Source organism: Anoxybacillus flavithermus, assembly GCF_002742685.1.
Classification (GTDB): domain Bacteria; phylum Bacillota; class Bacilli; order Bacillales; family Anoxybacillaceae; genus Anoxybacillus; species Anoxybacillus flavithermus_E.
Genome location: NZ_PEDM01000014.1, coordinates 21122 through 40861, shown reverse-complemented (window position 1 = coordinate 40861; position 19740 = coordinate 21122). Strand labels below are relative to the sequence as shown.

Annotated in this window: 16 protein-coding genes and 1 other annotated feature; of the genes, 4 read left to right on the top strand and 12 right to left on the bottom strand. The window is 41.4% G+C overall.

Annotated features, from left to right (window positions below; all coding sequences use genetic code 11):
* Nucleotides 1–10: 10 nt before the first annotated feature.
* On the bottom strand, nt 11–757 hold the full coding sequence (locus tag CS060_RS08025) for a PRC-barrel domain-containing protein (RefSeq protein ID WP_035049181.1): 747 nt from the start codon (nt 755–757) through the stop codon (nt 11–13).
* On the bottom strand, nt 754–1947 hold the full coding sequence (locus CS060_RS08020; RefSeq protein WP_035049183.1) for a hypothetical protein: 1194 nt from the start codon (nt 1945–1947) through the stop codon (nt 754–756). Before CS060_RS08020 ends, CS060_RS08025 begins: the two co-directional genes overlap by 4 nt.
* An 87-nt stretch (nt 1948–2034) precedes the next feature.
* Here CS060_RS08020 and CS060_RS08015 point away from each other — a divergent pair, with 87 nt between their 5' ends.
* Genes CS060_RS08015 through CS060_RS08005 form a run of 3 tightly spaced genes read left to right on the top strand, consistent with a single transcriptional unit; the run spans nt 2035 to nt 4827 of the window.
* On the top strand, nt 2035–2625 hold the full coding sequence (locus tag CS060_RS08015; RefSeq protein WP_099668862.1) for a type IV pilus modification PilV family protein: 591 nt from the start codon (nt 2035–2037) through the stop codon (nt 2623–2625).
* Nucleotides 2609–3178: a prepilin-type N-terminal cleavage/methylation domain-containing protein gene (locus CS060_RS08010; RefSeq protein ID WP_035049186.1), complete on the top strand. Its 570-nt coding sequence runs from the start codon at nt 2609–2611 to the stop codon at nt 3176–3178. Before CS060_RS08015 ends, CS060_RS08010 begins: the two co-directional genes overlap by 17 nt.
* An 11-nt stretch (nt 3179–3189) precedes the next feature.
* Complete coding sequence (locus CS060_RS08005; protein ID WP_035049188.1) at nt 3190–4827, top strand: hypothetical protein; 1638 nt, start codon at nt 3190–3192, stop codon at nt 4825–4827.
* Between the two features lie 9 nt (nt 4828–4836).
* Here the strand turns inward: CS060_RS08005 and CS060_RS08000 are convergent, their stop codons facing one another.
* The 4 genes from CS060_RS08000 to CS060_RS07985 all read right to left on the bottom strand — a co-directional run bounded on the left by CS060_RS08000 (nt 4837) and on the right by CS060_RS07985 (nt 13282).
* Nucleotides 4837–5685 (bottom strand): ankyrin repeat domain-containing protein, encoded by an 849-nt coding sequence (locus CS060_RS08000; protein ID WP_035049189.1) that lies wholly within the window; start codon nt 5683–5685, stop codon nt 4837–4839.
* Nucleotides 5686–5703: 18 nt separating this feature from the next.
* Nucleotides 5704–9231: an Ig-like domain-containing protein gene (locus CS060_RS07995; RefSeq protein WP_099668861.1), complete on the bottom strand. Its 3528-nt coding sequence runs from the start codon at nt 9229–9231 to the stop codon at nt 5704–5706.
* A gap of 58 nt (nt 9232–9289) precedes the next feature.
* Nucleotides 9290–10594 (bottom strand): bifunctional folylpolyglutamate synthase/dihydrofolate synthase, encoded by a 1305-nt coding sequence (locus CS060_RS07990; protein ID WP_035049080.1) that lies wholly within the window; start codon nt 10592–10594, stop codon nt 9290–9292.
* A 63-nt stretch (nt 10595–10657) separates the two neighbouring features.
* Entirely contained in the window at nt 10658–13282 is a 2625-nt protein-coding gene (locus tag CS060_RS07985) for a valine--tRNA ligase (RefSeq protein WP_035049079.1), read from the bottom strand.
* Nucleotides 13283–13323: 41 nt separating this feature from the next.
* Nucleotides 13324–13546, bottom strand: a binding site (T-box leader).
* Nucleotides 13547–13680: 134 nt separating this feature from the next.
* On the opposite strand from CS060_RS07985, the gene CS060_RS07980 reads away from it, so the two are divergent.
* The gene (locus CS060_RS07980; RefSeq protein ID WP_009361757.1) at nt 13681–13872 is read left to right on the top strand and encodes a YszA family small membrane protein; all 192 of its coding nucleotides are present in this window, start codon (nt 13681–13683) and stop codon (nt 13870–13872) included.
* On the opposite strand, the gene CS060_RS07975 is transcribed toward CS060_RS07980, so the two are convergent.
* From CS060_RS07975 to hemC, 6 genes are all read right to left on the bottom strand, one after another.
* The gene (locus CS060_RS07975) at nt 13857–14762 is read right to left on the bottom strand and encodes a protein kinase family protein (RefSeq protein ID WP_257211129.1); all 906 of its coding nucleotides are present in this window, start codon (nt 14760–14762) and stop codon (nt 13857–13859) included. The two genes, CS060_RS07980 and CS060_RS07975, sit on opposite strands and share 16 nt — an antisense overlap.
* Nucleotides 14763–14777: 15 nt before the next feature.
* Entirely contained in the window at nt 14778–15695 is a 918-nt protein-coding gene (locus CS060_RS07970; RefSeq protein WP_035049077.1) for a LysM peptidoglycan-binding domain-containing protein, read from the bottom strand.
* An 87-nt stretch (nt 15696–15782) separates the two neighbouring features.
* On the bottom strand, nt 15783–17078 hold the full coding sequence (gene hemL, locus CS060_RS07965) for a glutamate-1-semialdehyde 2,1-aminomutase (RefSeq protein WP_099668859.1): 1296 nt from the start codon (nt 17076–17078) through the stop codon (nt 15783–15785).
* Entirely contained in the window at nt 17078–18061 is a 984-nt protein-coding gene (gene hemB, locus CS060_RS07960) for a porphobilinogen synthase (protein ID WP_099668858.1), read from the bottom strand. Before hemB ends, hemL begins: the two co-directional genes overlap by 1 nt.
* Nucleotides 18054–18803, bottom strand: coding sequence for a uroporphyrinogen-III synthase (locus CS060_RS07955; protein ID WP_035050754.1), 750 nt, complete (start codon nt 18801–18803; stop codon nt 18054–18056). Before CS060_RS07955 ends, hemB begins: the two co-directional genes overlap by 8 nt.
* Entirely contained in the window at nt 18804–19730 is a 927-nt protein-coding gene (gene hemC, locus CS060_RS07950; protein ID WP_035050755.1) for a hydroxymethylbilane synthase, read from the bottom strand.
* Between the last annotated feature and the right edge of the window lie 10 nt (nt 19731–19740).

The window sequence follows — 19740 nt, the reverse complement described above, 5'->3', positions numbered from 1 at the left end:
ATACGCCTCCTTACTCGACATTCATAGATAGCTCAATAACAACGTCTGGCCCTTCTTCTTGTGCACGAATAATATGTTCTTTCGTTAAAATTGTATCTTTTGAAATGAGCACTTGACCATTGGCATCAACAATATCTTTTAATACTCGTTTTCCTGTTAACATGTCAATTTGTTTTTGGCGCAGTTCATCAAGTTCGTTGTCCACTTTTTTTGGAACAATTTGTTCAATAAGCGGTTCTACTTGTGTCCCTTTTAATGTCACCAAAGCATCAACGTTTGAAACGAGCGTTTGTTGCGCATCTTCATAAACAATCAACAAATCTTTTCCATATGTAATGACGTGATCGGCGCGAACGACGCGAGAGTCGTTTCCGATTTGTACTTCAATACCCGTAATTTGTCCCGTTTCTTCGTCGATATAAAATTCTGTTGCTTCCCCGAGCAACTGACCTTTTCTTGTCATCACTTTTGCTTGTTTAATCGCAATTTTTTTATTAACAAGCTCATTCGCAATAGGAATGACATTTAAGTCGAGCACAGCTCGCTCTTCTTCAACCGTTACCGCAAATTCCCCAATTCCGATCACATGTCGAAACGGGATCGCTTTCATACTAATTTCCCAATTTTCTTGGTCAACGATTAAAAAATCAACCGTTCCTTTTTCTGGATTTACCACAAGAGACTTCACTTGTCCGAGTTGTACTCCGTTTTGAATGCTAATGACTGGAAGACCAATCACTTGTGCACTACTTTTCATTTTTTCCACCCCATTTTTTGTTCAGCATAATGTATCATATGTGCTAATTGTTGTTGGATCATCGGGTAAAGTTCATATTGCCCGTACAATTGTTTCGCAACATCATATAGCTTTTCATATTGTTTCGAAGCAACGTAATGCTCCATTAATACATTCGCAAATGTATAATAATCTTGTTCGTGCAAACGAGGATGTAAATGCTTATAAATCAACTGTTCATATTCCTCGTCCGATAACAACGGACGCATGGCGGATAAAGAAGCAAGTAAATTTTTCATGAACGGTTTTGGGAGCGTACGTAATGCTTCATGGTTTTCTTGTGTTGTTACTGTCTCGATTTTCTTTTCCTGTATTCCCCGTTCTTCAGCAACATAACCAATCGTTTCTTCATTTGAAGGTTGTTGTTCAACAATATCGATGACAGACATATCTTCGTTTTGTTGCTCATCAACTGTATATATGGCGTCATCTTCTGCGATCGATTCGAGGTCATATGACTCATCTATCACATGATCGATCGTTTCTTCTGCGACAGTAAGCGATTCAATGTCAAGTAAGTCACTTTCTTCTTCCATCTTTCTTTCATGTATCACGTTGTTTTCTTCACTTAACAAGTCGTCCCATCGTTCTTGTATGATGTCTTCTGTCGCTTCATTTATATTTGAGACATCACTATCTATCATATGTAGCGGTTCAATGACATCGTCCATGTTTGTTATCGGCTTAATCATATGATCATAGTCGGCTTCTCGAAGCGGCTCAATGGACACTTGTTGTTCAACTTCTTCCGTCCATGCTGTCTCAAGCCATTCTTCATTGATGGTTTCGACTTCTTGCCGAATCTCCTCCCCTTGTTGTTCTTTGATCGTTTCTTTTGTAGAAGACGGTCGTTCGTCTTTTGGCTCATCTATTTCGTCATTCTCGACGATCAAATCATGCTCATGAACACGTGCATAAAATAAATGACCGAGCTTTTGTTCAAGTAAATATGTGCTAGCAATTACTAAAAGTAAAAGAAATAATACCGCTTGCCAAAGTGGAAATTGTTCTACGGCAATCATGCCAAAGGCGCTTAATAAACAAGCGACCGTTAATACAAGAGCAATCCCTTTTTTTGTCCACCCAAAAGGCAACCGAATATAGATGGGGATTAAGATGAGAAAAAAAATCGCAAAAAATAAATACGGCAAATCGCTCCCCCCATTCAACATAATACAACACCTAACTCTAACATATTGTATAATAAAGTTATGTATTTTAAAAGAAGGGGAAGGAAAATGTGTCAAAAGAAAATGAATATTTTTTATGACAAACGTGCTTTTACGTTAATTGAAGTACTATTATCGATTGTTATTTTATCGTTTGTTGTGAGCGGCATGTTTATGTTTTTTACAAATGCGATGACATACACTGCGTATAATCAATCAAAAACGGTTGCTGTCAATATCGCTCGCGGAGTGATTCACTACATGGAACGTCTCGACTTTCAAACGATGAAAGCGTATGTCGATGAGCATATTACAGAACAAACACCGTTTATACGCTTCGATGCTTCAGCATGTTCAAACACTTCGTTATTTCCTAATGAAGACGTATGTCAAGCTGTTTTTGCACCAACAGTTAACAACGTAACATACGATGAAGAAGACGTACAAGCTTGGTTAATTCCATACAATCAAACGATATGGTCAAACATAAAAACAAACCCGCCAAACGAGTTTCCTGACTCTTTAAAACAAACGATTCAAAATGAGAAAGAAATAAAAGAAAATGTAAGTGATTATTTACTTCGTTTATATGTTACCGTCCGTTCAAATAACAAAGTGATCGTCTTAAAAGGGGTGATCGCCAATGAAAGTATTCGCTAATGAACGAGGACTAACGCTGATTGAACTACTTGTCGGCTTAGCGATCGCATCGATTATTGCCGCTTCTGCATATGGCGTATTTACAGCGGGAACGAAGGCGTATAAACGGATTGGCATTGAAAATCAGCTAAGAAGCGAAGCAGATATATTGATGACAACGATTTTTAACGAGCTATATGCCCTTGCACCAGACGGTTTAAACAAAAATGAATCAAACGAGCGTACACTGACATTTGTCAATAACATAAAAAAAGAAATTGATACAAATACAGGCCTTGTCGAAGAAAAAGAAAAAGAGGGTCAAACGTTACAAATCAAAATAGATGAAGCGACGGAAACATTACAAATAAACGGTAAAGCAATCACATCAAGTAATTTACGTATCGTTCCTGAACAATCAACGTTTACTTATACGTGTGTACAAGAACAACAAAATGTATGTAAAAGCGGGGTCATTTCGATTCGTTTATCTGTTCAAGACAATGACCATCGCAACCTAGACGATCCATTATACATTGAACCGTTTACGTTGCAATCACAATTTGGCTTTTAGGGGGGAAAGAGGTGAACGAGAAAGGATATAGCCTTGTGCTCGTTATGTTAACAGTCACCATCTTTTTTATCATTGGGCTTACCATTTTATCTGTCAGCATATATCAAGCGAAATTTACCCAAGTGCGCGTCGAAGATGTCACATCGCTTCACGATGCTGTAAAAGCGGTAGAGGAAACGGTTGCTGAATTAAAAGTGAAAGTTGAACAATTGTCGTTATCAACTCCGATGCAGCTTGATCTCGATTTAGGAAATACACAATTTGGTTTTTTGAATGAACTTATGAGCCGTCATAACGTCACAATTGAAGATATGACCGATGCAAAAGGAATCGCGCGCAATAAACTATTTACACGTGTTTTTCGTATATCCGCCCCATATGGAAACAAAACTGTCACACGTGAAGTGATTATCACGAATGCGCCGAGCTTTTTAAAATATGCCCTTGGTTCGCGTGAAAACGTGACGTTAAATGGCGGAGCATATATTGACGGCAATATATATACAGGAAAAGATATATACGTCACAAACGTCGCGAACTATATTTACAACTCAACGCTTTATTCCGTACAAACGAGCTTTCCGACGACTAGCGAAAAAAGTATATTGTTTGTTGAAGGCAACCGTTATGCGTGCGACCACGGAAATGGGGCAAAGAGCTGTTATAGCACATCCACACAATTTACAAAAAACATAAACGATTTTTCCTTAGGTTCACTGTCGTTTCAACACCAAGGACCGATCATTCAAAAAGAACAAGATGACTTTATTGATGTAAATTTTGATTTTACCTTAAAAGATAAACTGCTATCAGCGGCTGGCATTGATGGATTTGATCCGAGCAAACAAGCGCAATATCAAAGTCTTATTTCTTTATCGTTATCCGAGCTTGTCGAACAAATAAAATCGTCGTTTGTGACTGTTGTTGTGAATGACCCAAGCGATTTACCAACCGCATTAGAAGGTGCGATTGCCAGTGGAAAATCCATTTTCCTTGATACAAGTACCGTTCCGTATGTCGATATTACGTCGTTAACTTTAAATGATGAGCAATGGCTCATTGTAAACGGCGATTTGACTTTAGAAAATGCAGGAAGTTCCTCTTTACAAATAAAAGGAAACATGATTGTACTCGGCAATTTAACGATTACAGGACAAGTGGCGTTCGATTCTACCGTATACGTCAATGGAAATACGTCCATTTACAATACGACAATTAGCGGTTTAAATGGAAAAGAAGTGGTGCTATTAACAAAAGGCGAGCTAGAAATTGCTCGTGTTAATGAATTTACAAACAATTTTTCATTAACAACACCAAACTTAAAAGGATTTTTCTATACAGACAGCAATGCCGTCCTTTACGCAGTCGGTTCATATATAAACATTGAAGGTGGGCTATTTGCTCAGGGGAATAGCTCCATTATTCCGTACACAGATGAAAACGGGTTGATTGTGAATACGTATCGTGGTGAAACGAATGATAACGGAACAAATCTTTCGTTTCAAACGCCTATCTCATCAGAAGAAGAACAAAAGCAATATGCTCGCTTTGTTGTAAAACATAATAAGGAGGTGTTTATTAACCGTGGGCTTGGTTTGCCGCTTGTTAAGCAGCTCGCCGTTATTGTCGATGAAATACGGGTACAATGAAAAAAGGAGCTACTTGGCTCCTTTTTCTTTTAGCTGCTTTATAATGGTTTCGTGTTTCCAATATTGCGCAAGGGAAAGGGCGGTGTTGTCGGTATCATCCTTAACGTGCACATCGGCACCGTAACGAAGTAAAAGGGCCACAAGCTGATCGTATCCGTACTCTGATGCAACCATTAACGGTGTTTTTCCAATGTTCGTTTTTGTATTGACATCAGCACCTTTTTCCAATAAATATGTGGCTACATCAATAAAGTTTCGTTCCACCGCTTTATATAACGGCGTTTCACCCGCTTCATTTGAGATCTCTACATTTGCCCCTCGCTCATATAAAAAACGAACAACATCGACATTTCCCGCTTGCACCGCAAGTAATAATGGAGTTTCGCCATGTTTATTTACCGCATTGATGTCCACATCATATTGGCAAACAAGTTGCACAAGATCAACATTCCCACTCCCCGCCGCAATATGCAAGGGAGTATTATTTTCTTTATCTTTCTCTCGCACCGTCTGTTCATTTACGATTTGTTTTACTATTTCTATATTTTCTTCATCCCCTTGAGCTATGGAAGAAGCGAGCGCAAAATGAAGGGGAGGAAGCGGCATAACAGCCGACTTTCCTCCAGCTTTTAATAGTTGTGCTGCAATATCGCGCTGACCGGTACGCATCGCCACATCAAGCGGTGTTTCATGTTTTATTGTGAAGTTAATATTTTTTTCTTTTTCCATATAGTCGCGCACCGCTTGAACGTTTCCTTGCTCAATCGCTTGTATGAATCGTTGTTGTTTTTCTTCTTTCGATGAAAAACATCCGCTTAGCAAGCTGATGATGACAAATAGCGTCATCACTTTTTTCATACGTGTTCACATCCTTCGTTAGTACAACCAGCCGTCTTTATTTCCGCCTTTCGTTGGATCTGTCGCATGTTCAACGACGCGAATGATCGTTGATGCCGTCCACGTTTTCCCGTTTTCATCAATCAATTTTACCGTTAACGGCGTTTCACCGAGACGTTTCGCAGTCACCTCTCCATTTTGATCAACAACGGCATAATAGCTGTTTTCGATCGTAAATGAACGGCTCACAATTTTTGTCGTCGCATTTGCTGGAATTGGCGCAATATACGGTAATACATTGATCGTTTTTCCTTTTTGTACAACTAATGTGGATGGAAGCGAAATCCCCGTCAGCGGCGAGCCAACGTGAACGATCGCTGTACCAACGACACCGTTATGGGCTTGCGCCGTAATCGTCACTTGCCCTGTGCTTAATCCTGTGACGCGACCGTTTTCATCGACAGAAGCGATATTCGGATTGGATGAGCGCCATTCAATTGTTTTATACGTTGCATTGTTTGGTGCAACCGTTGCTGTGAGAGCAGCTGTTTCACCGATATTTATATTGACAACTGTTGGCGATACGACAACCGCAGTAACTGGGATCGCTTGAACGGTGACAGTAACCGTTCTTTGAATGAGTTCATCGTTTCTGTTAAATGCTTGAACAGTTAACGTTGTAACCCCTTCTTTTAATCCGGTAATCGTTCCGTTTGTTCCATTCACTTCCGCATAAAAACTATTTCCTAGTGAATAAGATATAGCTTTTTTCGCATCTGCTGGTGATACGGTAATCGGAATTGAAATGGTTTCACCGACGTGAACGGTAAAGTCGTTTATTGTGATCGAATCGACTGGAATGCGTACGATGACTGTCATCGTTGTTGTTTTTACGTTACCGAATATATCTTTTACTTTTGCTGTCACTTGTGCAGTTCCTTCTTGTATTGCCGTAATGACACCATTTTGGTCAATAGAAATGATTTGTCCATTGCTATTTTCGCTCCACTCTACTGAAGCGATCGTTGCTTCTTGCGGCAAGACGTTTAACAATAACCGCGCATTTTTCGGCACGCCGCGGTTCACGAAAATAGTGCTTGGTAATGTCACATCTGTAATTTTATAATCGGAAACAAACGATACAGCATTAAATGCTAAATGGACAACTTGCGTATTTACATCTTTATACGTCAGTTTTGCTTGCGATAACGAAAACGTTCCTTTTTTTGTTGGTTTCACTTGAATCGCGAACGTTTGTGGTTCAGCGATATACGTCGTTCCTGATTTGATAAACGAAATGTCTGGCAATACCCCTTTAATTGTATATCCTTCTGTAATTGTTCCTTGTTTTGTAAATCCACTCGGTAAAGAGACGACTTCAATGCCTGCCGGCAATTTTTCTTCAAATGCAACGTTTGTGACTTTTAACAACGTATTCGTCAATAACGATAATGGTTTTGGTGTGATTGTATACTGTATCGCAATCGATTCATCGACTGGAGCGAGCGTTTTTGAAATCGTTCGACTCACTTCCATGTTTGCCGATACTTTTTCAATAATCACTTGAAATTCTTTCGTTACTTTCGCTCCCCTTGCGTCGGTTGCTTCAATTTTTATTTTCGCTGTTCCACCGTTTGGCATATTGTGCGGAAGCGACTGAATAATCGTCGTGCCATTTGGCACATCGTTTTGTGCGTACACTTCTTGATCGTTTATCCACACTTTCGTAGAAAACGTTCGGTCGACTAAATCTAAATCTTCCACTTTATATGATAGTTCAATTGGCTGATTGCTCGGAATTTTTTCGTTTTCTTGCGGCGTAATGACCGTCAATTGCGGTGCATGGTTCGAACCGAAAAACGCACGATACATTGTATTGACGAATAGCTTTTGTTCTTCGTCTGGAAAACCAATCGTATGACCCGTTCCAGAATAAGTGACATTTCCTTTGGAATACGTATAGTAGTGATTCCAGCTGTCATAAATATCTCTTTTATACGTAGCACTGTCTTTACTTTCTAAGTTATACCAAGGGATAATTGACTCATCTTCTAAGTTTAATGTGTAGTATTGGTTATGGGTAGTCGCAACTGCTATACTATCATCTAATGCAAAAGGGTAATCAGTCATGAGCCCACTGTTTACTTTTACTGTTTTTTCCGTTTGGTTAATTCCTGATCTCCCTAAGTTTGTTTTTGGTACAATTTGTCCGACAATATCACCAAATTGTGTCACCCATTTATTCGTTTTATCATCATGTCGGAAAAACGTATCATGCGTGAACATCACGCTCTGTCCTGTTTCAATAAAGCGGAGAACCGAATTAATTGCATTGTCGTTTAAATCAGTAACAGCAGCACTTCCATTTCCTCCGCGTGTATATGAGTCGCCAAAACCAAAAATAAGCATGTTGTACAATCCGTTAATTGCCTCGTGAGAAACGCTCGGATCTTTTCTTTCTTGCAACAATGTTTGTATACTTTTTTGAAAATCTGTCAACATCGTCGTTTTTATAGAAATTTTATAATCATCTGTTTGTAAGTATCGTTGCTTCATATTCGTCTCTTTCAAAAGCGAACTAGCATCACCACTTACGTTCATAATTTGAAGAACGTTAATTTCTGGAACTGCATCTCGGAACTTTACAAATCCTTTGTCATAATCTTTTAATGCACTTGTTTCATCAACAATTTCTACTTTCCAATAACGCGGACCAGAATAACCTGCTGGAAGCGTGTACGAAATCGTTCCTGTTGCTCCTTGTACTTGTTTTGACGCGACAATTTCTTCGCTCGTATATTTGTCGTTAAAATCAGAGTCAATGTATAGGTTAACTGTTAACAGCTTATTTTTGAAATGTTGGTAATTGATGATATTGTACGTAAACGAAAGCGTATCTCCTTTTCTCATCACTTGCTCACTCGAAGGAGCGGATGTTAAGAAAAAGCGTGGACGTGTTTTATAACTTTCGAGTGAACCGTTTAGTCCAAACCTCGCAAAATCATCTTGAAGTTTATCATTGAAGAAAATGACGTTATCTTTTTTATTTGTTAAATACGGAGAAAAGTTTTTATATAATTTGCTATTTGTATACCGCAATGCGTTTTCGTTGCTACCATCCTTTTTATAAATAAATACAGGGAGTCCTTTTTCGATATAAAAATCTTTTATTTGCTTGGCTTTTAAGTTCGTAATGTCATTTAGTACGTTCTTTGTATCGTGCTGTTGATCTCTTTGACTAGCACTCGCAGTCGGTGCATCATCTGATCCGCCTATAGTTTGAGGATTATAATCACCTTGTGAAATAACAATTGCATCATATTTACCGTCTAATTCATCGCGCAAAGCGACAAATCGTTTCATCGTCATTGTTGTAATATTAAGATCCTTTGTGTTGTTTAAATAGTTTGTAGTCAAAGATGAACCTGATGAAGCATGGCTGACAATCTCTAATATTTCATATTTCTCGCCTGTCTGCTTATTGCTTGCTGCTTTGCTGTTGACAGCAGGAAAGAAGAACGATGACCACAAAAGCAGCACAAGAAACATCGAAACAGCTCTTTTCACCTACCTCTCCCCCTTTCAAAAGTCCTATTTTTTATCTATTATACCAGTAATCTTGCCATTATTTATATTTATTTTTTATAAAATTTCGTACGTTTGAGATGAAATAAAGCGAACCTGTAATTAAAATGATGTCGTCTTTTTCCACTTGTGTGCGCTTTTCTTTTAGCCATTGTTTCCAATCGTTCGTGCATTGAACGTTTGGATGTGTCGCTTGTTCGGCTAGTTGTTCGGCGGAAAGAGCGCGTGGAAAATCAAATGTTGTAAACGTCAGCGTATGTGCAATCGTTTCTAGTTTTCGAATCATCGCTGTGACCGGTTTATCGCCTAACGCTGTAAAAAGGACATGCACACGATGGTTCGGATAATGAGCGTTCATTGTCGCCACGAGGCTATCGATTCCTTCTTCGTTATGCGCCCCATCAATAATAATAAGTGGGCGATCGTTCATCTTTTCAAATCGTCCGAGCCACTCGGCTTTCCGAACGCCGTTATACATATGTTCTCGCTCAATTAAAAACGAATAATAAATGCGTAAATAATCAGCCGCCATTAGCGCAAGTGCTGCGTTTTTCACTTGATGCCCGCCAAACATCGCCGTCGTGACATCATGATATGTCGTAAACGGTGTTTGTAATGAAAAACGTTCCCCATCGCTCGTCGGTTCATGAGCGAAAACGGTAAAATCGCGACCGAGCGCATATACTTTCGAACGTACAGATGCCGCTTTTTCCTCTACGACCCGTACAGCTTCAGGCTGGTCGATCGCAGTTACAACAGGGATCCCTGCTTTTATAATTCCCGCTTTTTCAAATGCGATTTGTTCAAGTGTATTCCCTAATATATGTATATGATCGTAACCGACATTTGTAATCACCGATAAGAGCGGATAAATGACGTTCGTCGAATCTAAGCGACCACCAAGTCCTACTTCAAAAATGACGACGTCTTGTACGTTCACTTTTCCAAAGTAATAAAGCGCCATAGCCGTAATGACTTCAAATTCAGTCGGACCACCTAATTCCGTCTGTTCTAACTCTTCTGCCAAAGGTTGAATGACTTGCACAAGTTTGATCAGATCAATATCGCTAATCGGCTGCCCGTTTATACTAATGCGTTCATTAAATTGTTCAACGTACGGCGATGTAAACGTTCCGACACGATACCCTGCTTCTTGTAATATATGACGTAAAAAGCAAACGGTTGATCCTTTTCCGTTCGTCCCACCGACATGAATCGCTTTGATGCGACGCTCTGGATGATCGAGCTTTTCCATCATCCATTCCATTCGTCTTAATCCTGGTTTGACCCCTAACTTTAACCGTCCATGAATCCATTCAACTGCTTCTTTATATGTACAAACCATGAAAAATCCCCCTTCTACTAAAGTGAAAGACGAATCCGAAATGGATTCGTCTTCATCATAAAACTATTGCTTTAATTGTGCAAGACGGGCGCGGACCGCTTCACGTTTTTCGATGTAGTCGCGCTCTTTTTTTCGTTCCTCTTCGACAACGTGCGCTGGCGCTTTCGCTAAAAAGCCTTCGTTACTTAATTTCTTTTGCACACGCTCGACTTCTTGATCAAGTTTTTGCAATTCTTTTTCGAGACGTTTCACTTCTTCTTCTATGTTGATTAGTCCTTCAAGCGGCAAGCTTAGTTCTGCGCCTGTCACAACTGCAGTCATCGCTTTCTCGACCGTTGGAATCGCTGTGCCAATCACAAGTTCACTCGGATTGCAGAAACGCTCGATATATGAGCGGTTTTTCTGAAGGGTATTCGCAATTTGCTCGTCTTTTGCTTTAATGTGCAACGTAATTGACTTGCTTAACGGCGTATTCACTTCAGCGCGAATGTTACGCACTGCGCGAATAATATCAACAAGCAAACGCATTTGCTCAGCAGCTTTATGATTGCTTAGTTCAGGACGAACTTGCGGCCACGGAGCAACTGTAATCGACTCTCCTTCATGCGGAAGTTGTTGCCAAATTTCTTCGGTTACAAACGGCATAAACGGATGAAGGAGACGCATCGTTTGATCAAGCACATAAGCAAGAACAGAGCGCGTCGTTTTCTTCGCTTGTTCATCGTCGCCGTATAACGGTAACTTCGCCATCTCAATATACCAATCGCATAAGTCATCCCAAATGAAGTTATATAACACCCGACCGACTTCACCAAACTCGTATTTATCTGCGAGTTTTGTCACCGTCTCAATCGTTTCGTTTAAGCGTGTTAAAATCCAATGATCAGCAACCGATTTTTCGCCATATAAGTCGATGCCCTCGTACGTAAATCCTTCCATGTTCATAAGCGCAAAACGAGAAGCGTTCCAAATTTTATTGACGAAGTTCCATGTCGCTTCAACTTTTTCTGTGCTAAAGCGCAAGTCTTGACCAGGTGCGCTTCCTGTCGCTAAAAAGTAACGAAGCGAATCGGCACCGTACTGATCAATGACATCCATCGGATCGACGCCGTTGCCAAGCGACTTACTCATTTTTCGTCCTTGCGCATCGCGCACTAGTCCGTGAATGAGAACATCTTTAAACGGACGTTTTCCTGTAAATTCAAGCGCTTGGAAAATCATGCGCGATACCCAGAAAAAAATGATGTCATAGCCTGTAACAAGCACATCTGTTGGGTAATAACGGTTATAGTCTGCCGATGTTTCATCTGGCCACCCCATTGTTGAAAACGGCCAAAGCGCAGAGCTAAACCACGTATCTAATACATCTGGATCTTGTTCCCAATTTTCAATGTCTGCTGGTGGCTCATGATCTACATACACTTCGCCCGTTTCTTTATGATACCATGCTGGAATGCGATGTCCCCACCAAAGTTGGCGAGAAATGCACCAATCGCGGATGTTTTCCATCCAATGTAAATACGTTTTTTCAAATCGCTCTGGGACGAAATTCACTTTTCCTTCTGTTTTTTGTAGTTCAATCGCAGCTTCAGCAAGCGGCTTCATTTTCACAAACCATTGCGTCGATAAATACGGTTCAACGACGGCACCGCTCCGCTCACTATGACCGACTGCATGCATATGTTCTTCGATTTTAAATAGCACGCCTTTTTCTTGTAAATCTTTCACAATTTGTTTGCGACATTCGAAGCGGTCGAGCCCCTTATATTGAAGAGCGTTATCGTTCATCGTACCGTCTTCGTTCATGACAAGAATGCGTGGCAAGTGATGACGGTTTCCGATTTCAAAGTCGTTTGGATCGTGTGCTGGCGTAATTTTCACCGCTCCGGAACCGAACGACATATCGACATACTCATCACCAATAATCGGAATTTCACGACCAACGATCGGTAAAATGACTGTTTTTCCGATAAGATGTTTGTAACGCTCATCTTCTGGATGAACGGCAACGGCTGTATCGCCAAGCATCGTTTCTGGACGAGTCGTTGCCACTTCGATATAGCCTGAGCCATCTGCAAGCGGATAGCGCATATGATATAGAGCACCTTGCACATCTTTATATACGACTTCAATGTCCGATAATGCTGTTTTTGTTACTGGATCCCAGTTAATAATGTACTCGCCACGATAAATAAGTCCCTTTTTATATAACGATACAAATACTTCGCGCACCGCTTTTGATAACCCTTCATCAAGCGTAAAGCGCTCCCGCGTATAATCGAGCCCAAGCCCAAGCTTCGCCCATTGAGAACGAATGTGACCTGCATATTCTTCTTTCCATTTCCACGTCTCTTCGACAAATTTTTCACGCCCTAAATCGTAGCGTGTTTTTCCTTCGTTGCGGAGCTTTTCTTCTACTTTTGCTTGCGTAGCAATACCCGCATGGTCCATGCCCGGAAGCCATAAGACGTCATATCCTTGCATGCGCTTCATGCGCGTAATGATATCTTGCAACGTCGTATCCCACGCATGTCCTAAATGAAGTTTCCCTGTCACGTTTGGTGGTGGAATGACGATCGTAAATGGTTTCTTCCTTTCGTCACTTGTTGCTTCGAAAAACTTTCCTTTTAACCACCATTCATAACGGTTTGCCTCAACAGTACGGTGGTCGTACTTCGGCGGTAACATAAAAATCCCTCCTTCACTAAAATAAAAAACTCCTTTCATCCGAAAAGGACGAAAGGAGACTCTTTCGCGGTACCACCTTTTTTCTTAAGCGACGCTTAAGCACTCAAATCGATAACGGCGATGCACCGGCTTCTCCTACTTTCGTTCAAAGAAGCAGCTCTAGGGCGACCTTCCGACGACCACAAACCTAGGAAATCTCGCAGCTATTGATTTCCCTCTCTGCCAGGCGGGTTACGCCGTACTCTTCCCTTTCTTCGCTTTTTTCTATTCATACATAATACTATATAAAAATCATATGAATCGTCAATAAGGTTTGCCACATTTTCACTTCTTTATACATATGATAAAAAGAAAAGCTCCAACATGTGGAGCTAACTATTTGAAAAGGAAGTGAGCATATGCGTAAACGTTACAATCCGTACGCTTGGCCACCGTGGTTAAGAAAACTTCGCTTTATTGCTGAACAATGCATCATTCCGATTACCGTTGTTCAAGCGATTCGCACCATTTTATTTCCAACAACAATCGACGTTATTTTACTCGCTATTTTTATTTTTCTTTCATTCGCCTTACATTACGATTGGATTTGATTTGTTTCCTTTTCTCCCCACTTTCCGATGACATATTCGATGTTTTTCATTTGCCAATATGCCCGTTGCCAAGCAGCTGTCATTTGTCGATGATGTCGCTGTTGTTCGTACCGATGAATGAGATCAACAAACCGATGTGGATCAACAAGTAAATGAAAAAATAATAACCGTTCATCTTCTTCAAGCGACAATGTTTGTTCATACTGTGAGAGCCATTGTACTGCTTCATCACATACAATCGGATACGTATGCAAATATTGACGGAAAAAGAAAAGCAAATCATGAAACGGTGGTGCCCAACGTGCTCGTTCAAAACTAATAAAATACGATGTGCCATCATTCCGTTCGACATAATGTTGAAATGATGGTCGACCATGAATATAGCAAATGCGCACCGTCTTTTTTTCTCGCATGCGCTCGCGCCATTCATTTAATGTATGTTCAGAAAACGAAATGGCGCGGATAACGTCAGGAAAATGCGTGCAACATTGTAGTTGAAACGGAGACATATACCATTGTTTTTCGCATGTTTCGATATAGTGAGTGAGCGTTTTTTTCGCCTGTTCAAGAGAATGTTTTCGTTCCTCATAATACCGCTCAATTTCCGCTTCCGTCGTTTCAATGTCTTTTATCGAATGTTTATGCCATCGGGCCAAATCATGGAAAAACGATGCCGCTGGATTCGTTTTTTCTTTTAACCACGGCATGATATAGTACCATTGGCCATCTCTTTGTTTCGTTTCATAAATCGGAATGGCAAGCGGTATGCGTAAGCGATAAGCTTGCTCAATCGCCTGCCAATGTGCCAAAGATTTCATTCGTTTAAGGGCATATGTTCCTTTTATTGTTTTCCATTTTTCAACACCATTCTGTTTTTGTACCGTTTTCATTACCATGCCGCCCTTTTATACTTTACTTGGCGTTGGAATGTATAACAACTGTCCTTCGTGTATATCCGCACCGCTCTCCAAATGGTTTGTACGCAACAACTGTTGGACAGATACATCATAGCGCTCGGCAATCTTGTCCAACGAATCTCCTTGTTGGACGATACAAATTTTCAAACGAGCAAACGCCTGTTCTTCATTTTTGCCGAATAGCTTTGTTAAGTATAAGGCGTTTTCATTTCGTTTTTCGTTTGTATCTCTCCCTTTCATTTCAAGTTGAAACGATTGTTTTTCTTCTTTTTGTTCTTCCGCCCGTTCGACTTCACCGTCATCTTCTACTTGCTCATGTTGAAAAGACGGTTCTTCTACTTGTTCGCTTTCTTCATGAAACATATAAAATTTCGGAACGTTGACGATACTCCCTTGTTCTTCTTCTGTTTCTTCCTGTTGATATACTTCTTCCCGAGCAACAGCTTCAAACGGCTCGAAATCGTCTACGTTGTACGCCTCCCATTCGTCATCTTCGCGATCATGATCCATTTGAATGCCGTGAATCGCTACTTCTGCAATTAAACGTAATTCATGCTGCCTTAAATCATAATCGAACGATTCAATCATTACATATACTTGTTCAATGTCATCAATTCGCTCTTTCGGTACAGTGACGTCGATCGGGAATTGATGCAAAAATTCACCAATTTGTTCATCATTTATACGTACATGTTCCACATAGCGAACCGCTTCAAACGGTTGATCGTCCTCTCCATCTTCTTCTCGTTTCGTATATTCTCCTGATAACTCTAGCACACCGCGAATATACACATAATCTTCTTGTTCCTCAATCGTAATCGTCGGCTGTAGCGAAATGGATAATAATTGATCAACGTGATGTTCACGTCGAAAGGCAATCGCTTCTTCAATTGAAAAACGCAACATGCTCATCTCTCCTTCAACGTCCAAGTCATTTCACATTACTATGAGTATGAGAAGGAAAAAAGAAGTATGCATAAAAAAAGCGACGCCTTATAGGCAATCGCTCATTTTCGCAAACGCACGGCGTGCTGCTTCAATGGTTTTTTCAATGTCTTCATCGGTATGTGCAGTCGATAAAAACATGCCTTCAAACTGCGATGGTGGCAAGAAAATGCCTTCGTTCGCCATTTCTTGATAATAGCGAGCAAACAAGTCTAAATCGGATGTTTTCGCTGTTTCGTAATTGATGACACGCTCATTCGTAAAGAAAATGCCGATCATCGAGCCCGCTTGGTTAATTGTATGTGGAATGCCATACGCTTTTGCCGCTTCGCTTAGTCCTTCCGCTAACCGATTCGCTTTTTTCTTGAACGTTTCGTATGTCTCTGGCGTCAATTGACGCAACGTTTCATAACCTGCTGTCATCGCCATCGGATTTCCCGATAACGTGCCCGCTTGATAAATTGGACCGCTTGGCGCAATTTTCTCCATAACATCGGCACGACCACCGTATGCGCCAACTGGTAGTCCACCACCGATGACTTTTCCAAGACATGTTAAATCAGGAGTGACACCGTAATATCCTTGACCGCTATAATAGTCTACACGGAAACCCGTCATCACTTCATCAAAAATAAGAAGTGCACCGTATTCGTTCGTCACATCGCGCAATCCTTGTAAGAAACCAGGCTCTGGTGGAACAACTCCCATGTTTCCAGCGACAGGTTCTACAATGACAGCTGCGATATCTTCTCCAAACTTTTCAAACGCATAACGTACGCTTTGTAAGTCGTTGTACGGGACGGTAATCGTATGTTGAGCAATCGTTTCTGGCACTCCCGGGCTATCTGGCAAGCCGAGCGTCGCGACACCTGATCCGGCTTTAATTAAAAGCGAATCACCATGTCCATGATAACACCCTTCAAATTTCACAATTTTATTTCGTCCTGTATACCCCCGCGCTAAACGAAGAGCGCTCATCGTCGCTTCCGTTCCTGAGCTAACCATGCGAATGATTTCAATGGACGGCATGCGCTCCATCACAAGTTTAGCGAGTTCATTTTCGATTAACGTTGGGGCCCCGAAACTTGTTCCTGTTTCTGCTACTCGTTTTAACGCCTCGACTACTTGGTCGTTCGCATGACCTAAAATAAGCGGTCCCCACGATAAAACGTAATCAATATATTCGTTTCCATCAATGTCGTAAATTTTTGATCCTTTTCCTCGCGCCATAAAAATCGGATCCATTTTCACCGATTTAAATGCGCGCACCGGGCTATTTACCCCACCAGGCATCAGTTTCACTGCTTCAGCATATGCCGCTTTGGAACGTTCATAGCTACGCATCACTTTTCCCCCTTTAGCCAACGAGCAACATCTTTCGCAAAATACGTTAAAATTAAGTCCGCTCCGGCTCGCTTCATGCTCGTTAACATTTCAAGTACAACTGCTTTTTCATCGATCCAACCGTTTTGTGCCGCTGCTTTCACCATCGCATATTCCCCGCTCACGTTGTAAGCGACGATCGGCAAATGGAAATGGTTTTTCAAGTCGCGAATAATGTCTAAATAAGACAGTGCCGGTTTCACCATTAAAAAGTCGGCTCCTTGGTCCACATCTGCTTGCGCTTCACGAAACGCTTCTAGACGATTGGCAGGATCCATTTGGTACGTTTTACGATCCCCGAATTGTGGTGCGCTATGCGCGGCATCACGAAACGGTCCGTAAAATGCAGAAGCATATTTGACCGCATAAGACATAATCGGGACATATGTAAATCCTTCTTCATCTAACGCTTGCCGAATCGCTGTGACAAACCCATCCATCATATTGGACGGTGCGATGATGTCCGCTCCGGCTTTCGCTTGACTTACTGCTGTTTTCGCTAACAATTCGAGCGTATCGTCATTAATAATCGTCCCGTTTTCTACGATACCACAATGGCCATGGCTTGTATAATGGCATAAGCACGTATCAGCAATAACAACAAGTTCAGGAAACGCATCCTTTATCGCACGAATAGCATGTTGAACGATGCCGTGCTCACAATATGCTTGCGAAGCGATGTCATTTTTTTCATTTGGTACACCAAACACGATAATGGAACGAATGCCTAAGTCAACAGCTTCGCGCACATCTTCAAGCGCATAATCGAGCGACTGCTGATACACACCAGGCATGGATGGCACTTCATTTTTTATTTTTTCTCCTTCGATGACAAAAATCGGATAAATGAAATCTTCCGTATGGAGATGTGTTTCACGTACCATAGCTCGCAAATTGGCCGTTTGGCGCAAACGTCGATGACGTGCAAATTGCATATTATTCACTCCTTGTAAAATATTGATGAAGTTGTTCAACCATCTCGTCGATTGTATATGTATGTGGACAAACGTGAACAGGAAGTCCAAGCTGAAGTGCAGTTTGTTTGGTAATCGGACCGATACATGCGATTGTGACGAAAGACAAGTCAACGTTTTCCCTTGCGATCGCTTGTGCAAAACTATGTACCGTCGATGAGCTTGTAAACGTGATCGCATCAATCATTCGTTGCTGAAGAAAATGAATGAGTTGTGGTTTTGCTTCTTCGTTGTATGTCGTTTCGTATACAATCCAATCGGTCACGTTCGCTATGTTGCTTAATTGCTCGCGCAACGTGTCGCGCGCTAAGTTTCCTTTCACAAGCAAAACGCGCGCATTCGCTGAAAGCAACGGCTTTAACGCTTCGGCCAAACTTTCAGCCACAAACTCATTTGGAATCAAATCAACAACGACGTTTCGTTTTTGCAATGCTTTTGCTGTTTTTTCTCCTACCACCGCCACTTTTGGCCACGTTGGCGGCTTCATTTCGCCAATGTGCTCGAAAAAGTATTTGACGCCGTTTTGACTCGTAAATACGATCCAATCAAACGTATGCCACTTATGCAACAATTCCTGATTCGTCTGTTCCGCTCGTACGATGCGAATTAACGGCAGTTCCACAGGAATTGCACCGTATCGTTCTAACGTTTGCGATAACGCTTTTGCTTGCGCTTTCTCGCGCGTCACAAGCACCCGTTTCCCCCGAAGCATTTACCCCAGCTCCTTTAACACACGTTCAATGAGCTGTTTCGCTCCTCGTTCGATTAATCGCTGTGCCGCTTCCATGCCTACTTCTTCTGGTTCTGTTCCTCGCACAACTTCTTTTAACACTTCTGTTCCATTCGGCGTCGCAACAAGCGCTGTAAGGACGACGATCTCCCCATCAACGTACGCATACCCAGCCACAGGAACTTGGCAACCACCTTCAATGCGCTGTAAAAATGCGCGTTCTGCACGAACAGCGCGTTCTGTCTGCTCGTCAGTCAACTTGTTTAACCAGTGCAATAACTCTGCATCATCTTCTCGACATTCAATAGCCAATGCTCCTTGTCCAACGGCTGGGACACATATGTCGGTCGGTAAATATTGTGTCACTACTTCTTTCGCCCAGCCCATGCGATGCAATCCAGCAGCTGCCAATATAATCGCATCGTACTCATCTGTTTGTAGCTTTGCTAAACGAGTATCAATGTTGCCGCGAATCCATTGGATTGTCAAGTCTGGGCGAACGGCTAACAGTTGTGCCGAGCGGCGTAAACTGCTCGTTCCAACAATCGCTCCACTTCGTAATTGTTCAAACGGAACATGTCCTTTTGAAATAAGCACATCGCGATGATCTTCACGCTTCGGTACACATCCAATCATTAATCCGTCAGGCAAAATAGCAGGCATGTCTTTCATACTATGAACGGCAAAATCAATTTCTCCGTCTAACATCGCCTGTTCAATTTCTTTTACAAACAGCCCTTTACCTCCGACTTTCGATAACGTCACATGTAAAATTTGATCACCTTTTGTGACAATTTCTTTTACTTCAAATTCAAACGGGGCACCAAGTTGTTTCAGTTGTTCAATGACCCAATTCGTTTGAGTTAGCGCTAACTTACTTCGGCGCGAACCAACAATAATTTTTCTCATCATGCTTCCT